Source organism: Micromonospora sp. NPDC048935, assembly GCF_043197875.1.
GTDB lineage: Bacteria > Actinomycetota > Actinomycetes > Mycobacteriales > Micromonosporaceae > Micromonospora.
The window spans coordinates 1,203,969-1,230,492 of record NZ_JBICTZ010000001.1 but is presented as its reverse complement, the minus strand read 5'-3'; the positions used below and the strand labels follow the sequence as shown (position 1 = coordinate 1,230,492).

Below are 26,524 nucleotides of genomic sequence, written 5' to 3'. Positions count from 1 at the left end.
GCAGGCCGGCCGACCACACCACGCCGCACCGCGCCGCGCCGGACAGGCCGGCCAACCGCACCGGCTCGGCCCTGCCCTGCGCGCGGTCAGACCACGCGGGCGGCGATGGCACGGCCCAGGTCCCGACCGGAACGCCAGGCGCTCTGCACCCGGGGTTTGCCGAACGCGTCGCCGGCCAGGCCGATCCCGTCGGCATCCAGGTGGTGGGTGTCACCGGTGGGGCCGCCGGTCGGCTTCGCGTACGTCCAGCGGTGCACGCGCACGTCGACGGCCGGCTCCGGCAACCCCAGCAGGTCCCGGACGGCCTGCTCGACCGCCGGGCCAGCACCACTGGGCTGGGCCAGGTGCCCGGCGGCGAATTCCGGCACGGTGTGCGCGACGAGCACCGGAGCGCCGTCACCGCGCCGGTCGCCGTCGTCGCAGACGAGACTGACGACCGGGTGGTCGTTGACGAAGGCGCCACGGAAGTCCGGCCACCGCCGCGTCGGGAAGCGCAGCACCACGGCCAGGGACGGTGACCAGCGTTGTGCCTGCACGGCCCGGGTGGCATCGGTCAGCGCCGGGTCGAGCAGCAGGGCGGCCTGCGGGCCGGGCATGGCCAGCGCGACCGCCGCACACGCTTCGCCGTCCACGGCCGGTCCGGGCTCCACGCCGAGCACCAGCCGGTCGACGGTCACCGGCACCGCACCGGCCAGGTGTTCGACAAGCGAGCGCAGCCCGCGCGGGGCGGCGAAGCGCATCGGGCCGGGCACCTCACGCCGCCCGTTCTCGTCGTACGCCTGGAAGGTGTCGGTCCATTCCCGGACCAGACCGGCGGCGCGCCACCGCTCGACGACGGCGACGAAGTCCGGGTCGGTGGCGGTGAAGTACGCGGCACCGATGTCCGCGGGCCGACCGTCGAAGCGTTTGCTGGCCATCCGGCCGCCGCAGACGTGCCCGCGCTCCCGGACCCGCACCGGCACCCCGGCACGCATCAACTCCACCGCACAGGCCACCCCGGCGATGCCGGCCCCGACCACCACCACCCTCGACCGGTCCACGTCCATCCGGTGATCGTAGGTGGCGGTGGGCGGACAGGTGTGAACGGTGGGGATCAGGGTACTGGCACACCTGTTCGAAGAAAGGATGACGGCGATGACTGACCGCGCCAACGAGCAGGCCGACCAGAGTGCCGCGATCAAGGACCCGGACGAGTGGGTCACCGGCGACGAACCGCCCACCGCGGCTCAGGAGTCCTATCTGGGCACCCTGGCCCGGGAGGCCAACGCGGAGCTGCCCAGCAACCTGACCAAGGCCGAGGCGTCCAAGCGCATCGACGAGCTGCAAGCCGAAACCGGCCGAGGCCAGTAACCCCCTCCCACCCCACCCCACCCCGCCCTCGCCCCGCGATCTTGCACTTTCTGCCGCGACATAAGCATGGATAAGCCGCACAACAAAGACAGAAAGTGCAAGATCGCGGGGGCCAGGCCGGGCCAGGCCGGAGCGCGCGGGCCGAGCCGCGGCGCGCGGGCAGGGCTAGGGGCGGGGTAGGCGGTGGAGCGTGACGTTGGTCAGGCGGCCCGTGTCGATCTCGGCGGTCAGGTAGGTGGCGTGCGGCTGGGAGCGGCGGTCGGTGGGTGAGCCCGGGTTGAGCAGGCGTAACCCACCGGGCGCCTCGGTGTCCCAGGGGATGTGCGAGTGCCCGAAGACGAGCAGGTCGACGTCGGGAAAACGGGCCGCGCACCGCTGCTCCCGACCGGTCCGTGGGCCGGTCTCGTGCACCATCGCGACCCGCAGGCCGTCGAGGTCCACCCGGGCCACCTCCGGCAGCCGGGCGCGCAGCGCCGGGCCGTCGTTGTTGCCGTACACGCCGACGAGCCGGCGCGAGCGCGCGGTCATCGCGTCGAGCAGCGACTCGTCGACCCAGTCGCCGGCGTGCACCACCACGTCCGACTCCTCGATGGCCGCCCAGAGCTGCCCGGGCAGGTCGCGGGCCCGTTTGGGCACGTGGGTGTCCGCCGTGAGCAGCAACCGCATCCCGCCATTCTCCCCGCCCGCGGCTGCCCCCCGCGGGCGGCCCGCCGCCGCTACCGGACCGGGGAGAAGTACGACGGCGGCATGCCCTGACCGCGCAGTGTCGGGTCCCGCTCCACGTCGGTGAGCACACCGGCGGCGTTGATCAGACCGATGTGGGAGAACGCCTGCGGAAAGTTGCCCAGCTGTTCCCCGGTCAGCGGGTCGATCTGCTCGGCGAACAGGCCGAGGTCGTTGACCCGCTCCGACAACCCCCGGAACAGCTCGTGCGCCCGGTCCCGCTCACCGGCCAGCGCCAGGCAACACACGAGCCAGAACGAGCAGATCAGGAACCCCGCCGGGTCGCCGTCCCAGCGCCGCAGCAGGCCGTCGTGCGACAGCCGCTTCTCCACGGCGCGGATCGTCGACCGCATCCGCGGGTCGTCGGCCGGGAGGAACCCCACGAGCGGCATCACCAGCACCGACGCGTCCAGGTCGTCGGATTCGAAACTCCCGGTGTACGACTGGAGCCGGTCGCTCCACCCCCGTTCGAGCACCTGCGCGCGCACCTTGTCGCGGACAGCCGCCCAGCGTGCCACGTCCTGCGGCTCGCCGAGCCGGTCGCCGAAGCGGACCGCCCGGTCCAGGGCGACCCAGCACTGCACCTTCGAGGACACGTGGTGGTGTTCGACGCCGCGTTCCTCCCACATCCCCGCGTCGGGCAGCTCCCAGTCGCGCGCGGCCTGGTCGGCGAGCAACCGGAGGACGTGGCGCACCTCCTGGTCCATCGGTTCCAGTTTGTCGCGCATCAACCAGGCGGCGTCCAGTGTCTCGCCGAAGATGTCGGTCTGCCGCTGCTGCCAGGCGTCGTTGCCGATCACCACCGGCGGGTTGTCGCGGTAACCGCCGAGCTGTTCCAGGCGGTGCTCGGTGAGATCCCGCTCCCCCAGCACCCCGTACATGATGGGCACCGGCTTGTTGTCGACCCGGCCCATCGCCCGTCCCAACCAGGCGAACTGCCGCTGTACCTCGTCGAAGCACGCCGTGCGCCACAGCGCCCGCAGGGTGAGACTGAAATCCCGCACCCAGACGTAGCGGTAGTCGTAGTTGCGGTCGCCGCCGAGTTTCTCCGGCAGGGACGTGGTCACCGAAGCCACCACCGCGCCGCTCGGTCGGTACGTCATGCCCTGCACCACCAGCCGGCTGCGCCGCACCTGCTCCGCGTAGAGCCCGTCGTATCCGTGCTCGTCCGACCAGGACCGCCAGCCGGCGACGGTGTCGGCGATGGTCTGGTCGGCGTCCGGCACCTCCGGCAGCGGGGCGTCGTAGGTCGGGGCGTACCCGAGGGTGAAGTTGTGTTTCGTGCCGGCGCGGGCGGTGAACGTCCCGGTGGCCTCGCCGTCGCCGGCGGTCAACCGCTCGCTGCTCCGCAGGGTGAGTCGGGCGGCCCCCGCGATGGCCTCCAGCATGTCCTCCCGCTCGATCAGGTACGCGATGGTGCGGCCGTACTCGAAGCGCGGCCGGTAGTGCACCCGCATCGGCACCGCACCGGACAGCCCCTCCACCGAGCGGACCAGCACCTGCGGCGAGTGCAGGCCGATGTCGTGACCACGGGAGCCGGGCTCGAAGGCGAGCGCGTCGGTCAGCGCGACCTCTCCCTGGGCGGTGCGGAAGACCGTCCGCAGCACCAGGGTGTCCTCGATGTAGCAGCGTTCGATGCGGTAGTCGCCCTCGGGCTGGATCGACCAGTGCCCGGCGCTGTCGTCGAGGAGCCGCCCGAAGACCGACGGGGCGTCGAACCGGCCCGGGCACCACCAGTTCACCGAGCCCGTGGCGTCCACCAGCGCCGCGCTGCGCCCGTCGGCGAGGAAACCGTAGTCGCTGATCTGTCCGCTCTCCACCTGCCTGCCTACCCGGGCAGTCCGCGCTCATTCCCTCCGTACCCCCGGCGGGCACCGCGTTACCGGTCGGCCTGGACGGGAACGCGGTGAGCTGACGAGGGAGGATGCTCATGACGTCAGCTTCGGGGCCGACCGCCGCGTGGCGGCCCGGCACACAGGATGGCGGCCTGCTTCCATCCGGGCCGGCCGGCCGCCTGTCGACGGCGGGTGGTGACGGCCACGGGCCGCAGACCGGCTCGCCGACCGTGACGATCGGTTCGTACCCGGACTATCCGGCCGCCCAGCGGGTCGTCGACTATCTGGCCGACAATCGCTTCCCCGTGGAGCACACCGCCATCGTCGGCACCAACCTCACACTTGTGGAGACGGTGCTCGGGCGGATGACCACGGGTCGTGCCGGGCTGCTCGGCGCCGGTACCGGCGCCTGGTTCGGGCTCTTCATCGGCCTGTTGTTCGGCATCTTCACCGTCGGCAACTGGCTGGCGGTGATCCTGGTCGGGCTGGTCATCGGTGCGATCTGGGGCGCCGTGTTCGGTGCGGTCGCGCACGCCATGACCGGCGGGCAGCGGGACTTCACCTCGGCCAGCTCACTACGCGCCGGCCAGTACGCGGTGACGGTGGACGCGCAGCTCGCCGACCAGGCGCGGCAACTGATGGGTCGGATGCAGATGTCCGGCCCCGCCACCAACGCCCGCTGAGCGACGATCGAACGACCGCCGTCCGTCCCGGCAACACGCCGGGGCGGGCGGCCGTTCAGTCGTGGTACGTCAGCTCGCCGGCGCGGATGTCGACCTCGACCCGGTTCTCCGGCGGCGCCAGGGGGCACGCCCAACGGTCGTCGTACGCGCAGCTCGCGTTGTAGAGGTAGTTGCCGTCCAGCCGGACCCGGTCGCCGGGCAGCAGCTCGACGCCCCGGCCGAAGGTGCCCTTCACCGTGTCGGTGAGGTACCGGCCTCCCCCGTACGTCTCCCGCCCACTGGTGCCGTCGCGGACCGGCACGAACAGCCCGCCGCCGTACGCCTCGATCCACCACAGGGTCAGCGGCCCCCACGGCGTCTCGGCCACCGCCACCCGCCGGTACGCGACGACCCCGTCCGGACCGCCGGTGTCGATGCGCAGCTCACCGCTGGCCGGCCGGAGTGGCGCCTCGACCACGGCATCGGGGTTGGCCGGGAAGTAGCGCACCCCGGTGAAGTCGGAGCGCTCCGCCGGGGGGATCGGGCTCTGCGGGTGGGTGGCGAAGAGTTCGTCGCGGCCGGCACGGAACCCGGTCAGGTCGACGTCGGACAGGTACAGCCGGGCGACCCGCTCCCGCCAGTCGGCCAGCTCAAGATCAGTCAGCATGCGGAGGACTCCTGGTCGAAGGACAGCTCTCCGGACCGGACGGGCCTGCCACACGCCTGGCAGCGCACCTCGGCGACGAAGACCTGGCCGCAGACGTCGTGGATGAAGGTGACCCTGGGCACGTCGTCCTCACTGTAGGTGTCACCCCAGCGCTTGAGCACGAGGATGACCTGCCCGAGGTCCTTGCCCTTCTGGGTGAGTTCGTACCCCGCGACCTTGCCGTTTTCGGCCGGACGGGCCTGGAGGATGCCGGATTCGCCGAGTTTTCGCAGTCGGGCGGCGAGGACGTCCCTGGGCGCACCGACGGCTCGGAGGATCTCGGTGTACCGCGATGCGCCGAATGCGAGCGCACGCACGATGTGCAGCGACCACCGGTCGTTGACTGCGTCGAGCGCCACAGCGAGAGAGTCCCGCTCTGGTTTGGTTTTCAAACCGTCGGTGCTACGGTTCGTCTGGTTGGACATTCAAACCACACTACCCGAGGACGCACCCATGACGTCGCCATCCGATCCACCCACCGACGGAGCGTCGCCCGTCGTCACCCAGCGCCGAGCCTGGACAACACTCGTGATCACCGGGCTGGTCATCGGTACCGCGTTCATCGCGCTCTATGTCGGACTGCAACGCAGTCCCCAGCCGAGCCAGCTGCCGATCGCCGTGGTCAGCCAGCAACTGGCGAACACCGCACAGGCCGGGTTCGGCAACACCGTGGCCGTCACCGAGGTCGCGAGCGTCGCGGACGGCGAGGCCCTGGTGCGACACGGCGACGCCGTCGCCGTGCTCGGCGCGACCTCCCCCACCACGCTGACACTCGATTACGCCGGCGCGAGCGGGTTCAGCGAGAGCGGCGCCGCGCGTCAGCTCGCGGCAGGTCTCGCCAACAGGGCTGGGGCGACCGTCCAGGAGAACGACATCGTGCCGTTGGCCACCTACGACAGTCGCGGGCTGTCCGCCTTCTACGTGGTGTTCGGCGTCACCCTCTCGTCGTTCGTCCTCGCGCAGGGGCTCACCGCAGCCACCGCGAAGGTGCGCCTCCGCCACCGCCTCTACGCGATGGGCGGATTCGCCGTCCTGATCGGGGTGATCGCGGCGACCGTCGCAGGTCCGGTCTACGGATCACTGACGGCCCCGTTCCCACTTCTCGCGCTCTCGCTCATCCTTCTCTCCGCCGCCAGCGCCTTCACCACGAAGGCTCTCGGCGCATGGCTCGGCCCGGCCGGTATCGCTCTCGCCGTCCTCGCCCTCACGACCGTCGGCAACGCGACGAGCGGGGCGACGATCGGTGTCGACCTGCTACCGGAATGGGCGCAGGCGGTCTCGGCGAAACTCCCGCCCGGCGCGGCAGTGCGGGCGGTCAACAACTTCGGCTACTTCGACGGCGCACACACCGTGACACCCCTCGTCATCCTCGCCACCTGGTTCCTGGCGGGCCTCGGCTTCGTCCTGCTTCGGCAGCGGACCGCGCAGCGCCGCCCACTCACCGCCGAGGTGGGACGGTGACCGCCCGGGTGAGCCCGTACCTCAGCTTCACCGGCAACGCCCGACAGGCGATGCGGTTCTACCAGTCGGTGTTCGGGGGCAATCTGGAGATCACCACCTTCGGCGACCTCCGGGTGTCGACGGATACGGCGCAGGACGAGCTGATCGCGCACGCGACGCTCCGGGGCACGACCGGGGTCGTGCTGATGGCCTCCGATCGGACGCCGGGCGACGACGGGGCCGGGGGCGGTTCGTCGATCACTCTCGGCGGCGACGAGGCGGAACTCGCCACGTACTGGAAGCGGTTGTCCTCGCAGGGGACGGTGACGGTGCCCTTCGCCAGATCGCCGTGGGGCGCGCTCTACGGCAGGTGCACCGACAGGTTCGGAACCGACTGGCTGGTGAACGTCACCGCGTCGGCGGCGCCCTGATCCGCGCGCCTCCCTGAGCGCCGGCCGGGTGGGCAGACGCGTGCTGCCCGCTCGGCCGTCAGCGCGACGGCCAGTTGCTGAGGACGGCGTCGAGGGCGTCCAGGGTGCGCGACCAGGAGTCGTCGGTGGGGCGCGGGGTGTGCCGGAAGCCGCCGGTCCGCTCCAGGCTCACGAACCCGTGGAAGGTGCTGTGCATCATCCGCACCGCGTCGGTCTGGTCGGGCTCGGAGAGCCGGTAGCCGCGCAGGATGGCCCGGGTCATCTCGGCGTGCCGGACGCCGGCGCTCGTGGCGGCGGTCTCCGGGTCCAGGTCGATCTGCATGGCGTCGTAGCGGCCCGGGTGTTCGCGCGCGTAGTCGCGGTACGCGTTGGCGAAGGCCACAAGCGCGTCCTTGCCGGCCCGGCCGGCGAGCGCGGCGGCGACCCGGTCGGCCAGCTCCGCCATGGCCAGCAGGGCGATCCGGACCCGCAGGTCCTGCGCGTTCCTGAGGTGGAAGTACAGGCTCGCGTCCTTCACCCCGAATTGGCGCGCGAGCGCGGCGACCGTGACCTTCTGCATGCCCACCTGGTCGGCCAGCTCGGCCGCGGCCAACGTCAGGCGTTCGACCGTCACTCCTGCACGTGCCATCCACCACACCCCAAAACTAGCCGCGCTAATCGTTTGCCTAGACGAGCTAGGCTACTCCCTATGTTAGTCCTGACCGAATCCGTCATCCGCGCCTCCTTCGTCAACTGCAGCCGGGGCGAGGCGAAGCGGCTGACCGTACCCAATGATCTTGCGATGCGTCCGTGGGACGACCTCGACTTCCTCGGCTGGCGGGACCCCTCCGCGCCGCAGCGGGCCTACCTGGTCGCCGAGACCGACGGCGGACCGGCCGGGGTGGTGCTGCGGGCCGCGACGCACCAGACGGGGCGCGTGCGGCACAGCATGTGCTCGTTCTGCCTGACCACGCACCTCGGCGGCGGCGTCTCGCTGATGACCGCCCCCAAGGCCGGTCCGAGCGGACGGCAGGGCGACTCCGTGGGCACGTACCTGTGCACCGACCTCGCCTGCTCGCTCTATCTGCGAGGAAAGAAGCACGCCGGGCCTCCCGCGCCCGAGCCGCTGCCCCTGCCGGAGCGGATCGAGCGCCTCAGCACCGCCCTCGCGACCTTCCTGCGCAAGGTCACCGAGTGACGGTTCGACGCGGCCGGGGCCGAAGTCCGTTCGAACCCCGGTCCGCCCCCGACTAACCGTCGGTCGACAGACGGGCGTGCAGGTGCTCGTCGTAGCGGCGGCCGTCGCCGTACCGGTACGACTCGCGCAGCGTCCCCTCGGCGCGGTAGCCGGCCCGGTCGGCGACCCGACAGGAGGCCGGGTTGGCCACCGCGTGGCACAGCTCCACCCGGTGCAGCCGCAGGTCGGTGAACGCCCAGTCGGTGAGCCGGACGACGGCCCGCACCGCCACCCGACGCCCCCGGGCCGCCGGCGCCGTCCAGTAACCGATGGACGCGTCGCCGTTGTGGATGTGGTGCAGCGACACCGAACCCAGCAGTTTCCCGTCGGCCGCCGAGGCCACCGCCATGGAGACGTGGTCACCGGCGGACCAGTCGGACCGGCGACGGACCCAGAGCAGCGCGGCCGCGTCGTCGATCGGGCCGCCACCCTGCGGGTTCCACTGGGCGATGGCCGGATCGAGCAGGGCGTCGCGCACCGCCGGGGCGTCCTCGTCCCGCCAGGGGCGCAGCAGCAGGTCGGCGGTGGTGAGTTCCAGGTGTTCCACGAGGCCGGAGTCTGGCACACCGCAGCGCCGTCGCACGCCTCCACTTCCTTCAAAATTGCAGAGCCGGTTGATCGATGACTGAGAACGTGACTCAGGCAACGCTCGATGATGGTAGTTAAATTTTGAAGTAGTGCTATCGTCGTGGTCATGACCGAGAGCCTGGACCGCACCCGAGAGGCCGCCTGGCGCGCCTACATCGAGGCCAGCCAGCTTCTCTACACACAGCTGGAAGAGGACCTGCGCGCCGACTGCGCGCTCAGCTTCGCCGACTACCACGTGCTGGTCCTGCTCTCCGAGGCACCGGGGCAGCGGTTGCGGATGGGCGAGTTGGCCAACCGGCTCATCTTCTCGCCCAGCCGACTGACGTACCAGATCTCCTCCATGCAGCGCCGCGGCCTGGTCAGCAAGGAGCCCTGCCCGGACGACCGGCGCGGCAGCGAGGCGGTGCTCACCGCCGCCGGGCTGCTCGCCCTGTCCGAAGCCGCACCGCACCACCTGGCGTCGGTACGTGCCCACCTCATGGACGACCTCGACGACGCCGAGGTCGCCTGCCTCACCCGGGTCTTCGACCGGCTCGGCCGCCGCCTGCGAGCGGCCCGGACCGCCTCGTCCACCCACGCCACCCGCTAGGAGCCCCAGATGCCCGCGATCACCGTCGACAACGTCGTTGTCCTGCCGCGCCTCCCGCACCTCGGCGAGAGCACCGCATTCCGCAAGATCCGCAAGGTGACCACCGCGCCCAGCGGCTTCGAGGGGGAGGGCTTCCCGGTCCGTCGCGCCTTCGCCGGGGTGTCGACCACCGACCTGGACCCGTTCATCCACCTCGACCAGATGGGCGAGGTCGACTACCCGCCGGGCGAGCCGAAGGGCACCCCGTGGCATCCGCACCGCGGCTTCGAAACCGTCACGTACATCATCGACGGCGTCTTCGACCACCAGGACTCCAACGGCGGTGGCGGCACCATCACCGACGGCGACACGCAGTGGATGACGGCGGGCAGCGGCCTGCTGCACATCGAGGCGCCGCCGGAGCACCTGGTGGTCAGCGGCGGTCTCTTCCACGGCACCCAGCTCTGGGTCAACCTCCCGCGCTCGGCCAAGATGAACCCACCCCGCTACCAGGACATCCGAGGTGGGGAGTCGGCCCTGCTCACCACGCCCGACGGCGGTGCGCTGATCCGGGTCATCGCCGGCGAGGTCGCTGGGCACCGCGGCCCGGGCTCGACCTTCACGCCGATCACCATCACCCACGTCACGGTGCAGCCGGGCGCGCAGGTCGACCTGCCCTGGCAGCCCGACTTCAACGCCCTGGTGTACGTGCTCGGCGGTCGTGGCACGGTCGGCACCGAGCGGCGGCCGGTCCGCACCGGCCAGCTCGCGGTGCACGGTCCGGGTGACGCGTTGCGCTTCGCCGCCGACACCGCGCAGGACAGCAACACCCCGGCGCTGGACCTCTACATCATGGGTGGCAAGCCGATCCGGGAGCCGGTGGCACAGTACGGCCCGTTCGTGATGAACACCCGCGACGAGCTGCTCCAGGCGTTCGACGACTTCAAGGCCGGTCGACTCGGCGTGATCCCCACCGAGCGGCTGCCGCACACCGGCGGCCAGGGTACCCGGCCCTGACCCCTCGTCGGCACTGAGATCGGCGCCGGCGCCCCCGGTTCACCACGGGCGCGCCGGCGCCACCTCAGGAGACCGCAAAAATCCCAGCGACACCAAGAATGACCATCACCAACACCGCTACCAGCGCACCCCGTTCGCTCTCCACCGCCGGCTCGCGGTACTCGGTCACGGGATTCGTTGTGTCGCGGGGCATGGTGTGGCCTCCTCGGGTGTTGTCGCGTCGCTTCGATGGCGTTGGCCAGGTCACCGGTCTGCCGGGCTGGCGTGCGGACCCCCGTCCGGGGTCCTACCGTGAGGACGTTGCCGACCTCCAGGGGGGCTGGACGTTGCCGTCGCAGGACTGGTTCCTCACCGCGCAGGAACGCGCCAACCCGGTGTCTGGGTTACCCGTCTGGACCACGGGAAACCTGGCCGAGCCGTTGATTCACGGTGCCGCGTACTTCGACCGGCTGGTCGACGAGGTGCAGGCGCTCAAGGCCGGTGACCACCTGTTCTTCACCGACTGGCGTGGCGACCCGGACCAGCGGCTGCGCCCCGACGGCCCCACCGTCGCCCAGCTCTTCGCCCAGGCCGCCCAGCGCGGCGTGGTGGTCAAGGGACTGATCTGGCGCTCACACCTCGACGTGCTCGCCTACAGCGAGGCGGAGAATCGCGACCTCAGCGAGACGATCTCCGCGGCCGGCGGCGAGGTGCTGCTCGACCAGCGGGTCCGGCGCGGCGGCTCGCACCACCAGAAGCTCGTGGTGCTGCGCCACCCGGGCGCACCCGACCGGGACGTCGCGTTCGCCGGCGGGATCGACCTGTGCCACAGCCGGCGCGACGACGCCGCTCACCACGGCGATCCGCAGCCGGTGCAGATGTCGCCCCGGTACGGGCCCAACCCGCCCTGGCACGACGTGCAACTCGCGGTGCGCGGTCCGGTGGTCGGCGCGTTGGACACCCTGTTCCGGGAACGCTGGACCGACCCGATGCCCCTGGACTCGGAAAACCCGGTGGCCTACCTGCGGGACCGGTTGCGCGGAGCGGACCTACGGCCCGACCCGCTGCCCGAGCAGCCCGCCGACCCGCCCGAGTGTGGTCCGCACCAGATCCAGGTGCTGCGCACCTACCCCGCCGTCCGCCCGCGTTACTCGTTCGCACCCGACGGCGAGCGGACCGTGGCCCGGGGCTACACCAAGGCGGTACGCCGTGCCCGCCGACTCATCTACCTGGAGGACCAGTACCTGTGGTCGGCCGAGGTGGCGGACCTCTTCGCGCACGCGCTGCGCGACAACCCGGAGCTGCACCTGATCGCCGTGGTGCCCCGGCACCCGGACGTGGACGGCAAACTGGCGTTGCCACCGAACATGGTCGGCCGCGAGCAGGCGCTGTCGCTGTGCGAGCGGGCCGCACCGGACCGGGTGCACGTGTTCGACGTGGAGAACCACACCGGCAACCCGGTCTACGTGCACGCGAAGGTGTGCGTGGTCGACGACGTCTGGGCCAGCGTGGGCAGCGACAACTTCAACCGCCGGTCCTGGACGCACGACAGCGAGTTGTCCTGCGCGGTGCTCGACGACACCCGCGACACGCGGGAGCCCACCGACCCGGCCGGCCAGGGCGACGGTGCGCGGACCTTCGCCCGGGACCTGCGGCTTCGCCTCTGGCGCGAGCACCTGGACCGCGATCCGGACGGCGCGGACGACGCCGACCTGCTGGACCCGGCGGACGCCGTCGCGGCCGTCACGGCCGCCGCCGACGCGCTCCAACAGTGGTACGACGACGGCCAGGTGGGCGAACGGCCGCCCGGCCGGCTGCGCCCGCACCGCCCCGAGCGGCTGCCGTGGTACACGCGTGCCTGGGCGTTGCCGGTGTACCGGCTGGTCTACGACCCGGATGGCAGGCCGCTGCGGGCGAGGCTGGCCGGCACCTGGTGAGCCGGCCGGGTCGACTCCGCCGTGGCGGCGACCGGGTGCACGCTCAGCCCTCCGGGGTACGCGAACGACGAGCGCGGTGAGTAGTAGCCGAAGCCGATGGTCAGCGGGTTGGCCGGGCGGAGCGCGTACAGCGGATGCCCGGGTTGGAGGAACTCCACCCACTCGATCTCGAACGGGGCGACCGGCTCGGCGACGAACGGGTAGACGGAGCTGAGCAGTTGCCCGTCGCGGCGGGTGAAGTAGCGGTGGTGCCCGCTGCTGATCGCGTGGCCGGTCTCCCCCACCCGGCACCGGGCCCGGATCAGTGTCGTCCCCTCGATCTCCGTCTCGGAGAGCAGCGCCTCGCCACTCACCTCGATGCGGGTCCGGCCGGTGCACACCGGGGCGCCGCGAGCGGCGGCGTAGTCGCGGACCCGCCCGCTCGACGACACGTAGGTGGTCCACCAGCCGCCCGGGTTGAGGCCGCCGGGCGCGTCGACGCCGTGCAGCGAGATGCCGAGGTAGGTGAGCGAGTACGCGCCGAAGCCGGAGGTCTGCGTCTCGTCCTCGACGACGTACTGGTTGAGGAACACCTGGTGGTCGGGGCGGGGGCACAGGCCGGGCGGGACCAGTGCGGCGACCGCGTCCGGGTCGGCCGGAACCCAGCTGAAGTAGAGCGTGCGGCTGTTCACGACAAGCTGAGGAGCGGCTGGATCGAGCACGGTGCCTCCGAACCGGGTGTGTACACGCGACGCTACGGCCGGTCCCACCAGCGGGACAACGACGGATAGTCGACACTCCTGGCCACATGTCGGATCTCATATTGACCAATTGGTAGACCCGGAGGGGCTGACCGGACAGCCGGTGGGCGGGCGGCGACGAATGTGGTCCAGAAGCGGGTAAGGGTGATCACAACCCGGCCAACCTGCGCCCGTATTGCACCTTTCATACCTCGACACACCTTAAGTACATCAACCTTTCGGCTAGATTTCTGGGAGACGATCAGGTTAAGGTGAGTCCCGAACGGCCCATTGAAAGCTAAACCAAAGTGCCACACCTTTTTGTCCGCGGACGAGGTGCAGGGAGGACCACCCATGACCGCGCCAACGATCACCGAGCAGCCGAGCACCACTGCCAAGGCCACCACCAAGCTCGACCCGCGCGCTCTCACCGACAGCGCCGCCGATCTGCTCAACGCCATGGCCGCGCTGCCCGCCAACCACCCGTCGCGGGCCGCCCTGCGTGACCGCGCGATCGAGGCCTGGCTGCCGCTGGCCAACCACCTGGCCCACCGCTACAGCGGGCGCGGCGAGCCGACCGACGACCTGGCCCAGACCGCGGCGGTCGGCCTGATCAAGGCCATCGACAAGTTCGACCCGTCCCGCGGTGTCGACTTCGCCGGGTACGCGATCCCCACCATCATCGGCGAGCTCAAGCGGCACTTCCGGGACCGCACCTGGGACATCCGGGTGCCCCGCCGGCTCCAGGAGCTGCGGCTGGCCATCTCCGACGCCAACAGCTCGCTCCTGCAGACCCTCGGCCGCTCGCCGACGGTCGCCGACATCGCCGCCCACCTCAAGCTCACCGAGGAAGAGGTGCTGGAGGGCCTGGAGGGCGCCCGCGCCTACAACGCGGTGTCGCTGTCCACCCCGACCGGTGACGGCGAGCGCGCCACCGAGCTGGGCGACATGCTCGGCGGTGAGGACAACGAGTTCGAGTTGGCGGAGTTGCGGGTCGCCCTCGGCCCGGCGCTGGCCACCCTCGACGAGCGCGAGCAGAAGATCCTGACGCTGCGCTTCTACGGCAACCTGACCCAGTCGCAGATCGCCGACCAGATCGGTGTCTCGCAGATGCACGTCTCGCGGCTGTTGACCCGGGCGCTGACCAAGCTGCGCGGGCAGCTCGACGGCACCTACTGAGCCAGTCACGACAGAGGGCCGGGTCGAAGGACCCGGCCCTCTGTCGTACCCCCGTTGTCACGCTCGCGTGACACGTGCGGAGGTCCCTTCCGCACGTCGGTGGTGGGGTCAGCGGTCGGCCGGCTGCCGCCACATCGGCCAGAACGGTGTGCCGTCGGGCACCCGGAACGGCTCGCCGGCCAGGTAGCCGTGCTTCGCGTACAGGTCCCGGCTGCGCGGGCTGCTCGCCTCGACGTACGCCGGCATCCCGTTGGCGTCCAGCCAGGCGTGGTGGTGCCGCATCAGCGCGCTGCCCAGCCCCTGCCCCTGCCGGCCCGGCTGGGTCGCGAGGAAGGCCAGGTGGTGGTGGTCCGGGTGCGGGTGGTTGGCCGCGAACAACTCGTCGAGATGCTGGAACCGGTCTGTCCACTCGCCGCAGGCGGCGGCCAGTCGGCTGTCGTAGTCCTCCGGCGGCGGAGCCGGCTCGCCGACCGACGGAAACCACACCGCGACCGAGGCACGGTCCGCGGTGGCGTGGACCATGCCGTGCCGCATCGCGTGCCCGACCAGGATCTCGAAGTTCCCGGCCAGCACGGCCTCCCGCTTGCTCGCGTCGGGCACCAGCCAGTACGTCACCCTGAGAGCGGTGAACGCCTCGGCGATCCGGTTGGCCACCAGGGTGGTCTCCTCCGGCCCGAGTCGCTCGATGGTCACGCTCATCGGGTCACCCCCACCGTGGCCGACGTCTCCGGCCGGACGGCGGCGCTCGCCGCGCCGAGGCCGATCCGGGCGTAGGTGTCCGGTCGATTGCCGCGCAACACCAGCGCCCAGCCGATGCCCAGAAGCGCCGCCACCGGGTAGACGGCGGGCAGTGCCCAGCGCAGGGTGGAGTCCGGTGCGACACCGAGCAGGTTGGCGAAGTTCGACACGGCCAACCAGATGATCACGAAGAGCGCGATGGTGGCCAGGCCGGGAGCGACGGCCCGCCGCCAGAGGTTCTCGCCGCCGCCGGAGCGGGCGAAGTAGACGATCACCGCCACCGACGTGGTGGCGATCAACAGCAGGACGCCGAACCCGCCGGTGGTGCCGCCCCAGAAGAACAGCTGGACCACCGGGTCCCAGCCGTTGAGCGCGTACAGCAGGATGACCGCGAGACCGAGAACGCTCTGCGCCAGCGAGGCGGCCCGTGGCGCCCCGCTGCGGGCCGAGGTCTGCCCGAACGCCGCCGGCAGCACCCGCTCCCGACCGAGCGCGAAGGCGTAGCGGGCAGTGGTGTTGTGGAACGAGATCATCGCGGCGAGCACGGAGGTCAGGAAGAGCACCTGCCCGATGGTGACGGCGGTGTCGCCGAGGTGCGCGGCGGCCAGGTTGAAGATCAGCCCGACGCTCTGCTCGCCGGCCTCGGCGACGATCTGGTCCGGCCCGACGGCGACCGTCATGGTCCACGACGACAGCGCGTAGAGCCCGGCGATGATCACCACCGAGAGGTACGTCGCGATCGGCACCGTCCGCTTCGGGTCCTTGCTCTCCTCGCTGAAGACCACCGCCGACTCGAAGCCGACGAAGCCGAGGATGGCCAGCACCAGCACCGCTCCGACGCCCGGCACGAAGAGGTTGTCCGGCGAGAACGTGGCGAAGCTGACCTGATCGCCGGCCGGGTTGCCGAGCTGTCCCAGGTCGAAGACGAGGATCACGACGATCTCGGCGACCAGCAGCGCGGCCAGGACCATCCCGTTGATGTCCACCCGGAGCAGGCCGAGCAGGCCGACCAGCGCCCACGCCACCAGGGCCACGACGGCCCAGTGCGGGTGCCCGCCGAAGATCCGGTCGAGCACCGGCTCGGCCGCCACACCGATGGTGCCGTACAGACCGACCTGCAACGCGTTGTACGCGACAAGCGCGACCCAGGCGGCGCCGACGCCGGCCGGTCGGCCCAGTCCGCGGGAGATGTAGGCGTAGAAGGCCCCGGCGTTCTCCACCCGCCGCGACATCGCCACGTAACCCACCGAGAACAGGGCGAGCACCGCGGCCACCAGCAGGAAGGCAAGGGGGATGCCGGTCACCCCGATGACGCCGTAGCCGGTGGTGACGACGCCGGCCACCACGGTCAGCGGCGCGGCGGCGGAGAGCACGAAGAAGATCACCGAGGGGATGCCGAGGCGGCCTCGGGCCAGCGCCTCGGAGACGTTGCTGGGTCGGTCGACTGTCGATGTCGATGTCGGGGGCATGCGACTACTCCGGTTGTCGAGGGGAGGGTAGGGGTTACCGGGGGTCAGGGAATGCCGCGCAGCACGGCGGCGCCGACTGCCGCTTCGGTGTGTCCGACGAGTTCCTTCAGGGGTGCCGGCAGCGCGGGGATGAGGACGTTCAGCCGGTGGTGCGCGCGAGGGCCGGCGCTCCACAGCACCTCGCGGGTCAGCCCGGCGGCCACGACCAGGCCGAGCAACAGCGCGTCCGGCACGCTCGGCGGGTCCGGCCGGTCCAGCAGGGCCCGCAGCCGGGTGGCCGGCCAGGCCACCGCGTTCAGGTCGATCGGCAGGTAGTTGACCGAGGTGCGCAGCAGCCGGCGGCTCTCCTGGCGGCGCAGCACCCCGGCGCGGGCCAGCCGCTCCCCCACCGAGGCCGTCGCGGTCTGCGCCAGGAAGCTCAGCCAGGTACGCAGTTCCTGGTGTTGGGACTCGCCGATGAGCTGGTCCAGCACGGTGTGCGCGAGGGCGTCGGCCGGCGGACGCCTGTCGATGACGGTGACCCGTCCGGCCGCGACGTGGATGTGTCCGTAGATGAGCAGCTCGCCGAGCAGCCCGCCGGCCAGTCCGAGGCCGGTCGCCGCCGGATGCAGTTTGGCTTTGCCCCGACTGTCGTTGTGTGCGATCAGAAAGAACTCGTCGGCGATGAGCAACGGCCCTCCCGCACAGGTGTGTCCACAGTGATCGCGACCGGGAAAGGATGCACCGACAGCTACTGCAACGCAACTCCCAGATTTGAAAGTTGCACTGAGTGCTGGTGCGACCTGCGGATCTTGTCGTGGCAGACTCGGACGGTGACCGCCACCCCCACCACCGGGCCCACCGCCAGCCCGACCGTGCGCCGTCGACGCATCGCCCGGGAGCTCCGCCAGCTACGGGAACGCGCGGGCATGACCCTCGATGTGGCAGCCCGCCAGCTCGACATGTCCAAGAGCAACCTCTCCCGGATCGAGACCGCGCAGATCGGCATCAAGCCACGTGACGTCCGGGCGGCGCTCGCGCTGTACCAGGTGACCGGATCGGACGCCGAGGCGCTTATCGAGATCGCCCGAGGGGCCCAACAGCGCGGCTGGTGGCAGAGCTACAGCGACGTGCTGCCCGAGTGGTTCGAGTTCTACGTCGGGCTGGAGGCCGAGGCCGCGGCGTTGCGCACGTACGAGGCCGAGTCGGTGCCCGGGCTGTTGCAGACCGAGGCGTACGCGCGGGAGATCTTCCGGCGCACCGCCGGCGAGGACGGTCTGGAGCGCAAGGTCGCCGCCCGACTGCGCCGCCAGGAGGTGCTGCGCCGCGACGACCCGGTCCACCTGTCGGTGGTGCTGAACGAGGCGGTGCTGCTGCGACCGGTCGGCGGCACCGCGGTGATGGCCGACCAGTTGGTCCACATGAGTCGCATCGCGCAGTTACCCAACGTAATAGTTCAGGTACTTCCCTTCGCGGCCGGAGGGCATCCGGCGATGAGCACCCCGTACGTGCTCCTCAACTTCGCCGACACCGCCGACGCGTCCGTGGTTTACCTGGATAACCTATCGATGGGACTGGCGCTGGAGGATGTCGAAGAGGTGCTCCGGTATAGCCTTCTCCACGAGGAGCTGTGCCGTCTGGCGCTCGATCCGGCGGCATCGTTGATCCGCCTGGAGGAGGCTTCTCGTTACTTTGCGTGACCGCTTCGGCGGCATGCCGACGCAGACGAGGGGTACCGCTGATGACGGCGCACGACCTGACCGGGCTGGAGTGGCGCACCAGCACGCGCAGCAGCGGCAACGGCAACTGCGTGGAGGTCGCGACGGCCGGCGGCCGGGTCGCCGTCCGGGACAGCAAGGACCGCTCCGGTCCCGCGCTCGCCTTCGGCCCGACGGCCTGGCGGGCCTTCGTGCGCGGTGTCGGCGAGGTCCGTCGCCCCTGAGGCGCCCGCGCCGGTGCGAGACTGGGCCGTGCTCTCCGACGTAACCCTGGACCTGCCGGTACGCCCGGTGCTGCCGGCGCTGGTCGCGGCACTCGACGCGGCCGGGGCCGGCGTCCTGGTCGCCCCACCGGGCATCGGCAAGACCACCCTCGCGCCGCTGGCCGTGGCCGACCGGGTGAGCGGTCGGGTGGTGATCGCGCAGCCCCGCCGGGTCGCCGCGCGCGCCGCCGCCCGCCGGATGGCCGAGTTGCTCGGCGAGCGCGTCGGCGACCGCGTCGGCTACGCGGTGCGCGGCGAGCGCCGGGTCGGCCCGGCCACGCGGGTGGAGGTGGTCACCACCGGCCTGCTGGTCCGCCGGCTGCACCACGACCCGGAGCTGCCCGGCACGGGCGCGGTGCTGCTGGACGAGTGCCACGAGCGCCAACTCGACGCCGACCTGGCGCTGGCCTTCACCGTGGAGGCGCGGGCCACCCTTCGCCCGGACCTGTGGCTGCTGGCGATGTCCGCGACCCCGGACACGGACCGCTTCGCCGCGCTGCTCGGCGGGTCCACCCCGGCGCCGGTGGTCCGGGCCGACTCGGCGCTGCACCCGGTCGAGCGGATCTGGGCGCCGCCGGCCCGCCCGATCGCCCCGTCCGGAGCCGGGCCGGTGGATCGGGCCCTGCTCGACCACGTGGCCGCCGTCGTCCGGCGGGCGCTGCGTGAACGTGCCGGTGACGTGCTGGTCTTCCTGCCCGGGGCCGGTGAGATCGCGGCGGTCAGCGGCCGGCTGGCCGACCTGCGGGACACCGTCGCGCTGCTGCCGCTGCACGGACGGCAACGCGGCACCGAGCAGGACGCGGCCCTGCGCCCCGCCGATCGCCGCCGGGTCGTGCTGGCCACCGCGCTGGCCGAGACCAGCCTGACCGTGCCGGGCGTACGGGTGGTGGTGGACGCCGGGCTGTCCCGGGTGCCCCGCATCGACCTCGCCCGGGGGCTGGGCGCGCTCGTCACCGTGCCGGTCTCCCGAGCCGCCGCCACCCAGCGGGCGGGTCGGGCCGGCCGGGAGGCCCCCGGGTACGCCTACCGCTGCTGGTCGGCCGCGACCCACGAGCGGCTGCCCGCCCGAGCGGAGCCGGAGATCGCCACCGCCGACCTGACCGGCTTCGCACTGGAGCTGGCCGCCTGGGGCTCGCCGGACGGCGTCGGGCTCGCGCTGCCCGACGCGCCACCGGCTGCCGCGCTGACGGTGGCCCGGGACACCCTACGAACCCTGGGCGCCGTCGACGTCGACGGTCGGATCACCACGCGCGGGCGGGCGATCGCCGCCGCCGGCGCGCACCCACGGCTGGCCCGGGCACTGCTCGACGGCGCCGGCCGAGTCGGCGCCGACCGGGCGGCCGAGGTGGTCGCCCTGCTCGCCGAGGAGAGCGCGGCCGGCCCCGGTGACGACCTGGTCGCCGGCTGGCGTCGGCTGCGCGCCGGCGTCGACGCGGGCGCGACGGCCCGCTGGCGCACCGAGGTCCGCCGGCTGCGCGCCGCGTTGCCCTCCCCAACCGCCACCCCCGGCACGGGTGGCCTGAGTGACGATCTGGCCGCCGGGTTGCTCGTCGGTCTGGCGTACCCGGAGCGGCTGGCCCGGGTGCGGCGGCCGGGCGGCTCGGCGTACCTGATGACCGGCGGGACCGCCGCGGAGCTGGCGGCCGGGTCGGGGCTGGCCGGGTCCGACTGGCTGGCGGTGGCCGTCGCGGACCGCACCCCCGGCGCGCCGTCGGCCCGGATCCGCCGGGCCTCGCCGGTGGACGAGGCGACGGCCCGGGAGGCGGCCGGCCCGCTGCTGCGCACGAGCCGTGAGGTCGGCTGGTCCGACGGCGACGTGGTGGCCCGGGAGGTGACCCGACTGGGCGCGATCGAGCTGCTCCAGCGGCGGCTGGACCGGCCGGAGCGGGCGGAGGTGGCGGCGGCGGTGCTGACCGGTCTGCGCCAGGAGGGGTTGGGGCTGCTGACCTGGACGCCGGCGGCGCGGGCACTGCGCGAGCGTCTCGGGTTCCTCCGGCACCACCTGGGCGCGCCGTGGCCGGAGGTCACCGACGAGGCGTTGCTCGACGCCGCGCCGACCTGGCTGGGCCCGGAGCTGACCGGGGCCCGGCGGCGGGCCGACCTGGCCCGGGTGGACGTGACCTCGGCGCTGCGCCGGCTGTTGCCCTGGGCGCAGGCCGCCCGCCTGGACGAGCTCGCCCCGGAGCGGATCGAGGTGCCGAGCGGTTCCCGGGTGCGGGTGGACTACACCGACCCGGCCGCACCGGTGCTCGCGGTGAAGCTACAGGAGACCTTCGGGTGGTCGACGGCCCCCCGTGTCGGTGGCGGGCGGACGCCGGTGCTGCTGCACCTGCTCTCCCCCGCGGGCCGGCCGGTGGCGGTCACCGCCGACCTGGAGTCGTTCTGGCGCACCGGCTACCCGCAGGTGCGCGGCGAGTTGCGCGGGCGCTATCCCCGGCACCCGTGGCCGGAGGACCCGCGAACGGCGACGCCCACCCGACGTGTCACGCCCCGCCGACGGTGAGCGCGGGCCCTACTCCTCCAGGACGTCGGCCACCACGACACTCACGTTGTCCGGTGCGCCGGCGTGCAGTGCCAGATCGATGAGCTTGGCCGTGCAGGCCGTCCGGTCGGGATAGTCCCGGAGCACCTCGGCGAGGGTGTCCGGGCGGACGACGTTGGAGAGCCCGTCGCTGCACAGCAGCCACCGGTCGCCGACGCGGGGCACCATGGTCGAGTAGGACGGGGTGACCTCGTCACCCTGGAGTGCCTGGGTGACGACGGCCCGGCGCGGATGGCTGCTGGCCTGGTCCGCGGTGATCACGCCCTGGTCCACAAGCATCTGGACGAACGTGTCGTCCCGGGTGACCTGCTTGAGCACGCCCTCGCGGAACAGGTAGGCCCGGGAGTCGCCGACGTGCGCGAGGGCCAGGCAACTGCCGGTGCGGGCGAAGAGCAGGGCGGTCAGTGTGGTGCCCATGCCCTGGCGCTCGGGATCCTCGGCGACCGCCTGCCGGATCCGCGAAGTGGCCAGCGCGATGCCACCTTCGAGTGCGGCCACCAGGGCGTCCTCGGGGGTCTCCACGTCCAGCGGGGCCACCGCGTCGATGGTGAGGGCGCTGGCCAGGTCGCCGGCGGCCATCCCACCCATGCCGTCGGCGACGGCGACGAGCCAGTCGCCGGCGTGCAGGGCGTCCTGGTTTCCGCTGCGGATCAGCCCACGGTCGCTCGTTCCCACGGAACGCAGCTTCAGGGTCATGGGAGGCAGCCTGCCAGGCGAAGGGCGCAGTTGTCTCTAGGAGATCAGGACGACGGCGCGTGGCGCGGTGAATCTCACGTCCGCACGCCGGTGTCCCGGGGTGCGGCGGCCACGGCGGTCGCCCTCGTCACGCGCCAGAAACCATCCAGTCAGATCAATTGACACGACGTGCCGCCGCTGGAAACATCGAGCCGATACCTGGGAGCGCTCCCAGGAATCGGCCACCACCACCGTCCCCCACCCGTCCGGAAGGACTCCCCGTGACGAGATCCCGACGCCGCCTCCTGTTGGCCGCGGCGACCACCCTGGCCCTCACTGGCGCGGGCGCCGGCGCGGCCCACGCCGAGCCACCACCGGATGCCCCCGAGCAGATCGACAACGGCGACTTCAGCGAGGGAGTGAGCCCCTGGTTCTCCTTCGGCACCGGGGCGCTCGCGGTCACCGACGGCCAGCTCTGCACGACCGTGGCGGGCGGGCTGGCCAACCCCTGGGACGCCGGCATCGGCCAGGACGGGGTGCCGCTGATCGCGGGCGCCGAATACACCCTCGGCTTCGACGTCTCCGCCTCCCCCGGCGCCGCCCTCAAGGCCGTGTTGCAGCTCGGCAGCGCCCCGTACACCACGTACGCGGCGGTGGACGCCACCGCGACCGGCACCCTCCAGCGCGTCGAGCAGACCTTCACCGTCCCGGAGAACAACCCCGGCGCCCAGCTGATCTTCCAGGTCGGCGGCTCCGCCCAGACGCAGACCATCTGCCTCGACGACGTCTCGCTGCGCGGCGGCGAGCCGCCCGAGCCGTACGTGCCGGACACCGGGCCGCGGGTCCGCGTCAACCAGGTCGGTTACCTGCCCGGCGGCCCGAAGAACGCCACGGTCGTGACCGAGTCCACCGATCCGCTGCCCTGGCAGCTGCGCAGCGGTGCCGGTGCCGTCGTGGCCAGTGGCACCACCACCGCGCGTGGTGTCGACGCCGCCTCCGGGCAGAACGTGCAGACCGTCGACTTCTCCAGCTACCGCACCCCCGGCACCGGCCTGACGCTCACCGTCGACGGCGAGACCAGCCACCCGTTCGACATCTCCGGCACCCTCTACGACCAACTGCGCTCCGACTCGTTGCAGTTCTTCTACGCCCAGCGCAGCGGCATCGCCATCGACGGGGACCTGATCGGCGACGAGTACGCCCGCCCCGCCGGTCACCTCGACGTGGCCCCCAACAAGGGCGACACCAACGTGCCCTGCCAGCCGGGTGTCTGCGACTACTCCCTCGACGTGCGCGGCGGGTGGTACGACGCCGGCGACCACGGCAAGTACGTCGTCAACGGCGGCATCGCCACCTACCAACTGCTGAACACCTTCGAGCGCACCAAGACCGCCGCGACCGCCGACGGCGGCGCCGCACTCGCCGACAGCACGCTGCGGGTGCCCGAGCGGAACAACGGCGTGCCGGACATCCTCGACGAGGCCCGCTGGGAGCTGGAGTTCCTGCTGCGCATGCAGGTGCCGGCCGGCAAGCCGCTCGCCGGCATGGTCCACCACAAGATCCACGACCAGAACTGGACCGGGCTGCCGCTCGCCCCGCAGGACGACCCGCAGCCGCGTGAGCTGCACCCGCCGTCGACCGCGGCCACCCTCAACCTGGCCGCCACCGCCGCCCAGTGCGCGCGGCTCTTCGCCCCCTACGACGCGGCGTTCGCGACCCGCTGCGGCACCGCCGCGAAGACGGCCTACGCCGCCGCCAAGGCCCACCCCGCGGTGTACGCCAGCCCGACCGACGGCACCGGTGGCGGCGCGTACGACGACAGCAACGTCACCGACGAGTTCTACTGGGCGGCGGCCGAGCTGTACCTGAGCACCGGTGCGCAGACCTACCTGGCCGACCTGACCGCGTCGCCGCACCACACCGGTGACGTGTTCGACCCGCGCGGCTTCGGCTGGCAGAGCACGGCGGCGCTGGGCCGCCTCGACCTGGCCACCGTGCCGAGCGGGCTGCCCACCGCCGACCTCACCCGGGTCCGCGCCTCGGTCACCACCGCCGCCGACGCGTACCTCACCGAGCTGCGCCGGCAGGCGTACGGGCTGCCGATGCCCGGAGACCCCAACAGCTACTTCTGGGGCGGCAACAGCAGCATCATCAACAACGCGATCGTGCTGGGCACCGCCTTCGACCTGACCCGCAACCCGGTCTACCGCGACGGCGCGACGCAGGCGATGGACTACGTGCTCGGCCGCAACGCCCTGAACATCTCCTACGTCACCGGGTGGGGCGAGCACGCGGCACAGAACCAGCACAGCCGCATCTTCGGCCACCAGCTCGACCCGAACCTGCCCCGCCCGCCCGCCGGCTCCCTCGCCGGTGGCGCGAACGCCGCCCTCCAGGACCCGTTCGTGGCCAAGCTGCTCGCCGGCTGCGCACCGCAGTTCTGCTACGTCGACGACATCAACTCGTACTCGACGAACGAGGTGGCGATCAACTGGAACTCGGCGCTGACCTGGATCGCCTCGTTCCTGGCCGACCAGGGTGACGCCGGCGCGGTGCCGGCCACCACCTGCTCGGTGGCCTACAGCAACTACGGCACCTGGCAGGGCGGCACCGGGTTCACCGCACAGCTGACCATCCGCAACACCGGTGCCACGGCCGTCAACGGCTGGAACGTGAGCTTCGCGTTCACCGGCGACCAGCGCGTACGCGAGGCGTGGTTGGCGAAGGTCACTCAGTCGGGTGCGATGGTGACCGCGAAGAACGAGTCACACAACGCCAAGATCAATCCTGGCGGCACTGTGACGTTCGGCTTCAACGCCACGACCTCCGGCGGTGCCAACCCGAACCCGGGCCTGGTCACCGTCAACGGCAGCCCCTGCTCGCTCTCCTGAGCACGCCCGGCTGGTGGCCGCCCTCCCCCCTCGGGCGGCCACCAGCTCGGCTGGATCCGCATACCTACCATCGCGAGCATGGATGGACGAGCGTGGATCCTGGTCGGGGCGGTTGTCCTGCTGCTCACCGCACTGCTGGTCTTCGCAGGGCGGCGTCGTGCCCCGGCCGGAGCCGACGAGACGATGCGCCGGGCGCGCCAGGCTATCCGGCAGAGCGGGCACCGTCAGCGCCGCCAACGCCGGGGCACCATGCGCGGCAAGGGGTACGGCGGAGACGACAACCAGGCCTACAACAGTGGCATCTCCAGCGACTCCGGAGGAGGGCCCTGACCCCGATCCCGCGCGCTGATCCGGGGCCCGTCACCGCTTGTCGCCCTCACCGACGCGTGCAGGCGGGTGCGCGGCGGCCGCTGGTCGACGACCGACTCCGCACGGAGAGCGGCGTCGCCGGCCGTGCTCGCCCTCCGATTCGCGACAGCCTCGGGAGCCCAACGTCGCCTAACCTTCTGCGGCCGCTCCCTTATGAGGCCGGGCGGCGGATCGGACCCGGGTGGAACGCTCCGGCGCGACCAGACGACAGAAGACTGTCGTACGGCTGTTCTAATCTATCGGTGTGATTGAAGCGTTGGAGCAGGCCGAGGCTGCCGTGGCGGCCTGCTTCGACACGGCGGCCTGGGCCGCCTCCGAGCGTGATCTCGTGGCGGCGCTGGATGCCACGCACCGCATCGAGCAGCGCCTGGCCGCGGTCAAGTTGACCCTCGTGCGTGAGCTGGACGGTCGGGGCACCGCGACCGCGCAGGGCGCGTCCTCGACGGCGGTGTGGCTCCGTGACCGCTTGCGGCTCGGGGTCGGCGCGGCCCGCCGCCTGGTCGAACTGGCCGCGACGCTCGACACCGCCCCGGCCGGCGTGCGGGACGCATTGGCCGGTGGGGCGGTCGACGTGGAGCAGGTGCGGGTCATCGCCGGCACGGTCGAGACCGTCCACACCAGCGCCGGCGCGGAGGCGGCCGACAAGGCCGTCGGCGTCCTCGTCGAGTGGGCGGCGCAGTTCGATGCCGCCCTGCTGCGCAAGCTCGGCACCCGCATTCTCGACCACGTCGCCCCGGACGTCGCCGACGCCGCCGCCGAGGCCGCGCTGCGGGCGCAGGAGTCCCGGGCCAGCCGGGACCGGCACGTCACCATCAGCGAGCAGCCCGACGGTCGGCTACGCCTCACCGGCATCCTCGACACCGAAACCGCCGCCGCCCTGCGCGCCGCCATCGACCCGCTGACCGCGCCCAGCGGCCCCGACGACACCCGCACCCCGGGGCAACGCCGTCACGACGCCCTCACCGACGTGTGCCGGCTGGCCCTGCGCACCGGCGAGCTGCCCGACAACGGCGGAGACGTCGCCCAGGTCGTCGTCACCACCAGCTACGACGGGTTGACCCAGCAGTTGGGCAGCGGCGCTCTCGACATCGGCGCACACCTCACCCCCGAGGCCGTGCGCCGGCTCGCCTGCGACGCGAGCATCCTGCCCGCCGTGCTCGGCGGCGGCGGCCAGATCCTCGACGTCGGTCGGCAGCGCCGCCTCATCACCGGCCCGCTACGCCGCGCCCTGGTGCTACGGGACCGGGGCTGCGCCTTCCCCGGCTGCGACCGCCCGCCGCGCTGGTGCGACGGCCACCACATCCGACACTGGGCCGACGGCGGCGACACCAGCCTCGACAACGCCGTCCTGCTCTGCGGCCACCACCACCGCCACCTTCACCACGGCGACTGGGTCGTGCGGCTCGGCGGCGACGGCCACCCCGAATTCATCCCACCCGCCTGGCTCGACCCCGACCAGATCCCCCGCCGCAACCACTACCACCGAAGAACGTGACCTCCGCCCACCGACCCGAATCCGACGAACGCACG

27 protein-coding genes are annotated in these 26,524 nt (G+C 72.1%); 15 read left to right on the top strand and 12 right to left on the bottom strand.

What is annotated here, in order from left to right; all coding sequences use genetic code 11:
- Positions 1–86: 86 nt before the first annotated feature.
- Complete coding sequence (locus tag ACGFIW_RS05970) at positions 87–1,025, bottom strand: NAD(P)/FAD-dependent oxidoreductase (protein WP_393311280.1); 939 nt, start codon at positions 1,023–1,025, stop codon at positions 87–89.
- Positions 1,026–1,134: 109 nt separating this feature from the next.
- On the opposite strand from ACGFIW_RS05970, the gene ACGFIW_RS05965 reads away from it, so the two are divergent.
- A complete protein-coding gene (locus ACGFIW_RS05965; RefSeq protein ID WP_393245905.1) occupies positions 1,135–1,350 on the top strand; it encodes a DUF3072 domain-containing protein in 216 nt (71 codons plus the stop codon).
- Positions 1,351–1,515: 165 nt separating this feature from the next.
- On the opposite strand, the gene ACGFIW_RS05960 is transcribed toward ACGFIW_RS05965, so the two are convergent.
- Complete coding sequence (locus ACGFIW_RS05960) at positions 1,516–2,016, bottom strand: metallophosphoesterase family protein (protein ID WP_393311151.1); 501 nt, start codon at positions 2,014–2,016, stop codon at positions 1,516–1,518.
- 50 nt (positions 2,017–2,066) lie between these two features.
- Positions 2,067–3,893 (bottom strand): glycoside hydrolase family 15 protein, encoded by a 1,827-nt coding sequence (locus tag ACGFIW_RS05955; RefSeq protein ID WP_393311150.1) that lies wholly within the window; start codon positions 3,891–3,893, stop codon positions 2,067–2,069.
- A 110-nt stretch (positions 3,894–4,003) separates the two neighbouring features.
- On the opposite strand from ACGFIW_RS05955, the gene ACGFIW_RS05950 reads away from it, so the two are divergent.
- On the top strand, positions 4,004–4,591 hold the full coding sequence (locus ACGFIW_RS05950; RefSeq protein ID WP_393311149.1) for a general stress protein: 588 nt from the start codon (positions 4,004–4,006) through the stop codon (positions 4,589–4,591).
- Positions 4,592–4,646: 55 nt separating this feature from the next.
- Here the strand turns inward: ACGFIW_RS05950 and ACGFIW_RS05945 are convergent, their stop codons facing one another.
- Positions 4,647–5,234: a DUF1684 domain-containing protein gene (locus ACGFIW_RS05945; protein ID WP_393311278.1), complete on the bottom strand. Its 588-nt coding sequence runs from the start codon at positions 5,232–5,234 to the stop codon at positions 4,647–4,649.
- Entirely contained in the window at positions 5,231–5,635 is a 405-nt protein-coding gene (locus tag ACGFIW_RS05940) for a winged helix-turn-helix transcriptional regulator (RefSeq protein WP_393311148.1), read from the bottom strand. The genes ACGFIW_RS05945 and ACGFIW_RS05940 overlap by 4 nt, the downstream gene beginning before the upstream one ends.
- 94 nt (positions 5,636–5,729) lie before the next feature.
- Between ACGFIW_RS05940 and ACGFIW_RS05935 the strand changes: the two genes are divergently transcribed.
- Complete coding sequence (locus ACGFIW_RS05935) at positions 5,730–6,737, top strand: hypothetical protein (protein WP_393311147.1); 1,008 nt, start codon at positions 5,730–5,732, stop codon at positions 6,735–6,737.
- A complete protein-coding gene (locus ACGFIW_RS05930; RefSeq protein ID WP_393311146.1) occupies positions 6,734–7,147 on the top strand; it encodes a VOC family protein in 414 nt (137 codons plus the stop codon). Before ACGFIW_RS05935 ends, ACGFIW_RS05930 begins: the two co-directional genes overlap by 4 nt.
- Positions 7,148–7,205: 58 nt before the next feature.
- Here the strand turns inward: ACGFIW_RS05930 and ACGFIW_RS05925 are convergent, their stop codons facing one another.
- Complete coding sequence (locus ACGFIW_RS05925; RefSeq protein WP_393311145.1) at positions 7,206–7,775, bottom strand: TetR/AcrR family transcriptional regulator; 570 nt, start codon at positions 7,773–7,775, stop codon at positions 7,206–7,208.
- Between the two features lie 60 nt (positions 7,776–7,835).
- Between ACGFIW_RS05925 and ACGFIW_RS05920 the strand changes: the two genes are divergently transcribed.
- Positions 7,836–8,324 carry an FBP domain-containing protein gene (locus tag ACGFIW_RS05920; protein WP_393311144.1) on the top strand — a complete coding sequence of 163 codons (489 nt, stop codon included), beginning with the start codon at positions 7,836–7,838 and terminating at the stop codon, positions 8,322–8,324.
- A 52-nt stretch (positions 8,325–8,376) separates the two neighbouring features.
- On the opposite strand, the gene ACGFIW_RS05915 is transcribed toward ACGFIW_RS05920, so the two are convergent.
- A complete protein-coding gene (locus ACGFIW_RS05915) occupies positions 8,377–8,910 on the bottom strand; it encodes a GNAT family N-acetyltransferase (protein WP_393311143.1) in 534 nt (177 codons plus the stop codon).
- A 147-nt stretch (positions 8,911–9,057) separates the two neighbouring features.
- Between ACGFIW_RS05915 and ACGFIW_RS05910 the strand changes: the two genes are divergently transcribed.
- The 3 genes from ACGFIW_RS05910 (at position 9,058) to ACGFIW_RS05900 (ending at position 12,452) form a co-directional block, all read left to right on the top strand.
- Positions 9,058–9,540, top strand: a complete 483-nt coding sequence (locus ACGFIW_RS05910; RefSeq protein ID WP_393311142.1) for a MarR family winged helix-turn-helix transcriptional regulator — start codon at positions 9,058–9,060, stop codon at positions 9,538–9,540.
- A 9-nt stretch (positions 9,541–9,549) separates the two neighbouring features.
- Positions 9,550–10,536, top strand: coding sequence for a pirin family protein (locus ACGFIW_RS05905; protein ID WP_393311141.1), 987 nt, complete (start codon positions 9,550–9,552; stop codon positions 10,534–10,536).
- A 326-nt stretch (positions 10,537–10,862) separates the two neighbouring features.
- Positions 10,863–12,452, top strand: a complete 1,590-nt coding sequence (locus ACGFIW_RS05900) for a phospholipase D family protein (RefSeq protein ID WP_393311140.1) — start codon at positions 10,863–10,865, stop codon at positions 12,450–12,452.
- Here ACGFIW_RS05900 and ACGFIW_RS05895 read toward each other — a convergent pair.
- A complete protein-coding gene (locus ACGFIW_RS05895; RefSeq protein ID WP_393311139.1) occupies positions 12,401–13,153 on the bottom strand; it encodes a hypothetical protein in 753 nt (250 codons plus the stop codon). The two genes, ACGFIW_RS05900 and ACGFIW_RS05895, sit on opposite strands and share 52 nt — an antisense overlap.
- Positions 13,154–13,525: 372 nt before the next feature.
- Between ACGFIW_RS05895 and ACGFIW_RS05890 the strand changes: the two genes are divergently transcribed.
- Positions 13,526–14,350 (top strand): SigB/SigF/SigG family RNA polymerase sigma factor, encoded by an 825-nt coding sequence (locus ACGFIW_RS05890; RefSeq protein ID WP_357069003.1) that lies wholly within the window; start codon positions 13,526–13,528, stop codon positions 14,348–14,350.
- Positions 14,351–14,458: 108 nt separating this feature from the next.
- Here the strand turns inward: ACGFIW_RS05890 and ACGFIW_RS05885 are convergent, their stop codons facing one another.
- Genes ACGFIW_RS05885 through ACGFIW_RS05875 form a run of 3 tightly spaced genes read right to left on the bottom strand, consistent with a single transcriptional unit; the run spans position 14,459 to position 17,228 of the window.
- On the bottom strand, positions 14,459–15,049 hold the full coding sequence (locus ACGFIW_RS05885; protein WP_393311138.1) for a GNAT family N-acetyltransferase: 591 nt from the start codon (positions 15,047–15,049) through the stop codon (positions 14,459–14,461).
- The gene (locus tag ACGFIW_RS05880; RefSeq protein WP_393311137.1) at positions 15,046–16,557 is read right to left on the bottom strand and encodes an APC family permease; all 1,512 of its coding nucleotides are present in this window, start codon (positions 16,555–16,557) and stop codon (positions 15,046–15,048) included. Before ACGFIW_RS05880 ends, ACGFIW_RS05885 begins: the two co-directional genes overlap by 4 nt.
- Positions 16,558–16,601: 44 nt before the next feature.
- The gene (locus tag ACGFIW_RS05875; RefSeq protein WP_393311136.1) at positions 16,602–17,228 is read right to left on the bottom strand and encodes a GPP34 family phosphoprotein; all 627 of its coding nucleotides are present in this window, start codon (positions 17,226–17,228) and stop codon (positions 16,602–16,604) included.
- Between the two features lie 183 nt (positions 17,229–17,411).
- Between ACGFIW_RS05875 and ACGFIW_RS05870 the strand changes: the two genes are divergently transcribed.
- Genes ACGFIW_RS05870 through hrpB form a run of 3 tightly spaced genes read left to right on the top strand, consistent with a single transcriptional unit; the run spans position 17,412 to position 21,020 of the window.
- On the top strand, positions 17,412–18,236 hold the full coding sequence (locus ACGFIW_RS05870; RefSeq protein WP_393311276.1) for a helix-turn-helix domain-containing protein: 825 nt from the start codon (positions 17,412–17,414) through the stop codon (positions 18,234–18,236).
- A 41-nt stretch (positions 18,237–18,277) separates the two neighbouring features.
- Positions 18,278–18,478 (top strand): DUF397 domain-containing protein, encoded by a 201-nt coding sequence (locus ACGFIW_RS05865; RefSeq protein ID WP_393311135.1) that lies wholly within the window; start codon positions 18,278–18,280, stop codon positions 18,476–18,478.
- A 28-nt stretch (positions 18,479–18,506) separates the two neighbouring features.
- Positions 18,507–21,020, top strand: coding sequence for an ATP-dependent helicase HrpB (gene hrpB, locus ACGFIW_RS05860; protein WP_393311134.1), 2,514 nt, complete (start codon positions 18,507–18,509; stop codon positions 21,018–21,020).
- A gap of 9 nt (positions 21,021–21,029) precedes the next feature.
- Here the strand turns inward: hrpB and ACGFIW_RS05855 are convergent, their stop codons facing one another.
- Complete coding sequence (locus tag ACGFIW_RS05855; protein WP_393311133.1) at positions 21,030–21,755, bottom strand: PP2C family protein-serine/threonine phosphatase; 726 nt, start codon at positions 21,753–21,755, stop codon at positions 21,030–21,032.
- Positions 21,756–22,015: 260 nt separating this feature from the next.
- Between ACGFIW_RS05855 and ACGFIW_RS05850 the strand changes: the two genes are divergently transcribed.
- The 3 genes from ACGFIW_RS05850 to ACGFIW_RS05840 all read left to right on the top strand — a co-directional run bounded on the left by ACGFIW_RS05850 (position 22,016) and on the right by ACGFIW_RS05840 (position 26,489).
- On the top strand, positions 22,016–24,625 hold the full coding sequence (locus ACGFIW_RS05850; RefSeq protein ID WP_393311132.1) for a glycoside hydrolase family 9 protein: 2,610 nt from the start codon (positions 22,016–22,018) through the stop codon (positions 24,623–24,625).
- Positions 24,626–24,703: 78 nt separating this feature from the next.
- Entirely contained in the window at positions 24,704–24,955 is a 252-nt protein-coding gene (locus ACGFIW_RS05845) for a hypothetical protein (RefSeq protein ID WP_393311131.1), read from the top strand.
- A 283-nt stretch (positions 24,956–25,238) separates the two neighbouring features.
- Positions 25,239–26,489: a DUF222 domain-containing protein gene (locus ACGFIW_RS05840; protein ID WP_393311130.1), complete on the top strand. Its 1,251-nt coding sequence runs from the start codon at positions 25,239–25,241 to the stop codon at positions 26,487–26,489.
- Positions 26,490–26,524 lie beyond the last annotated feature (35 nt).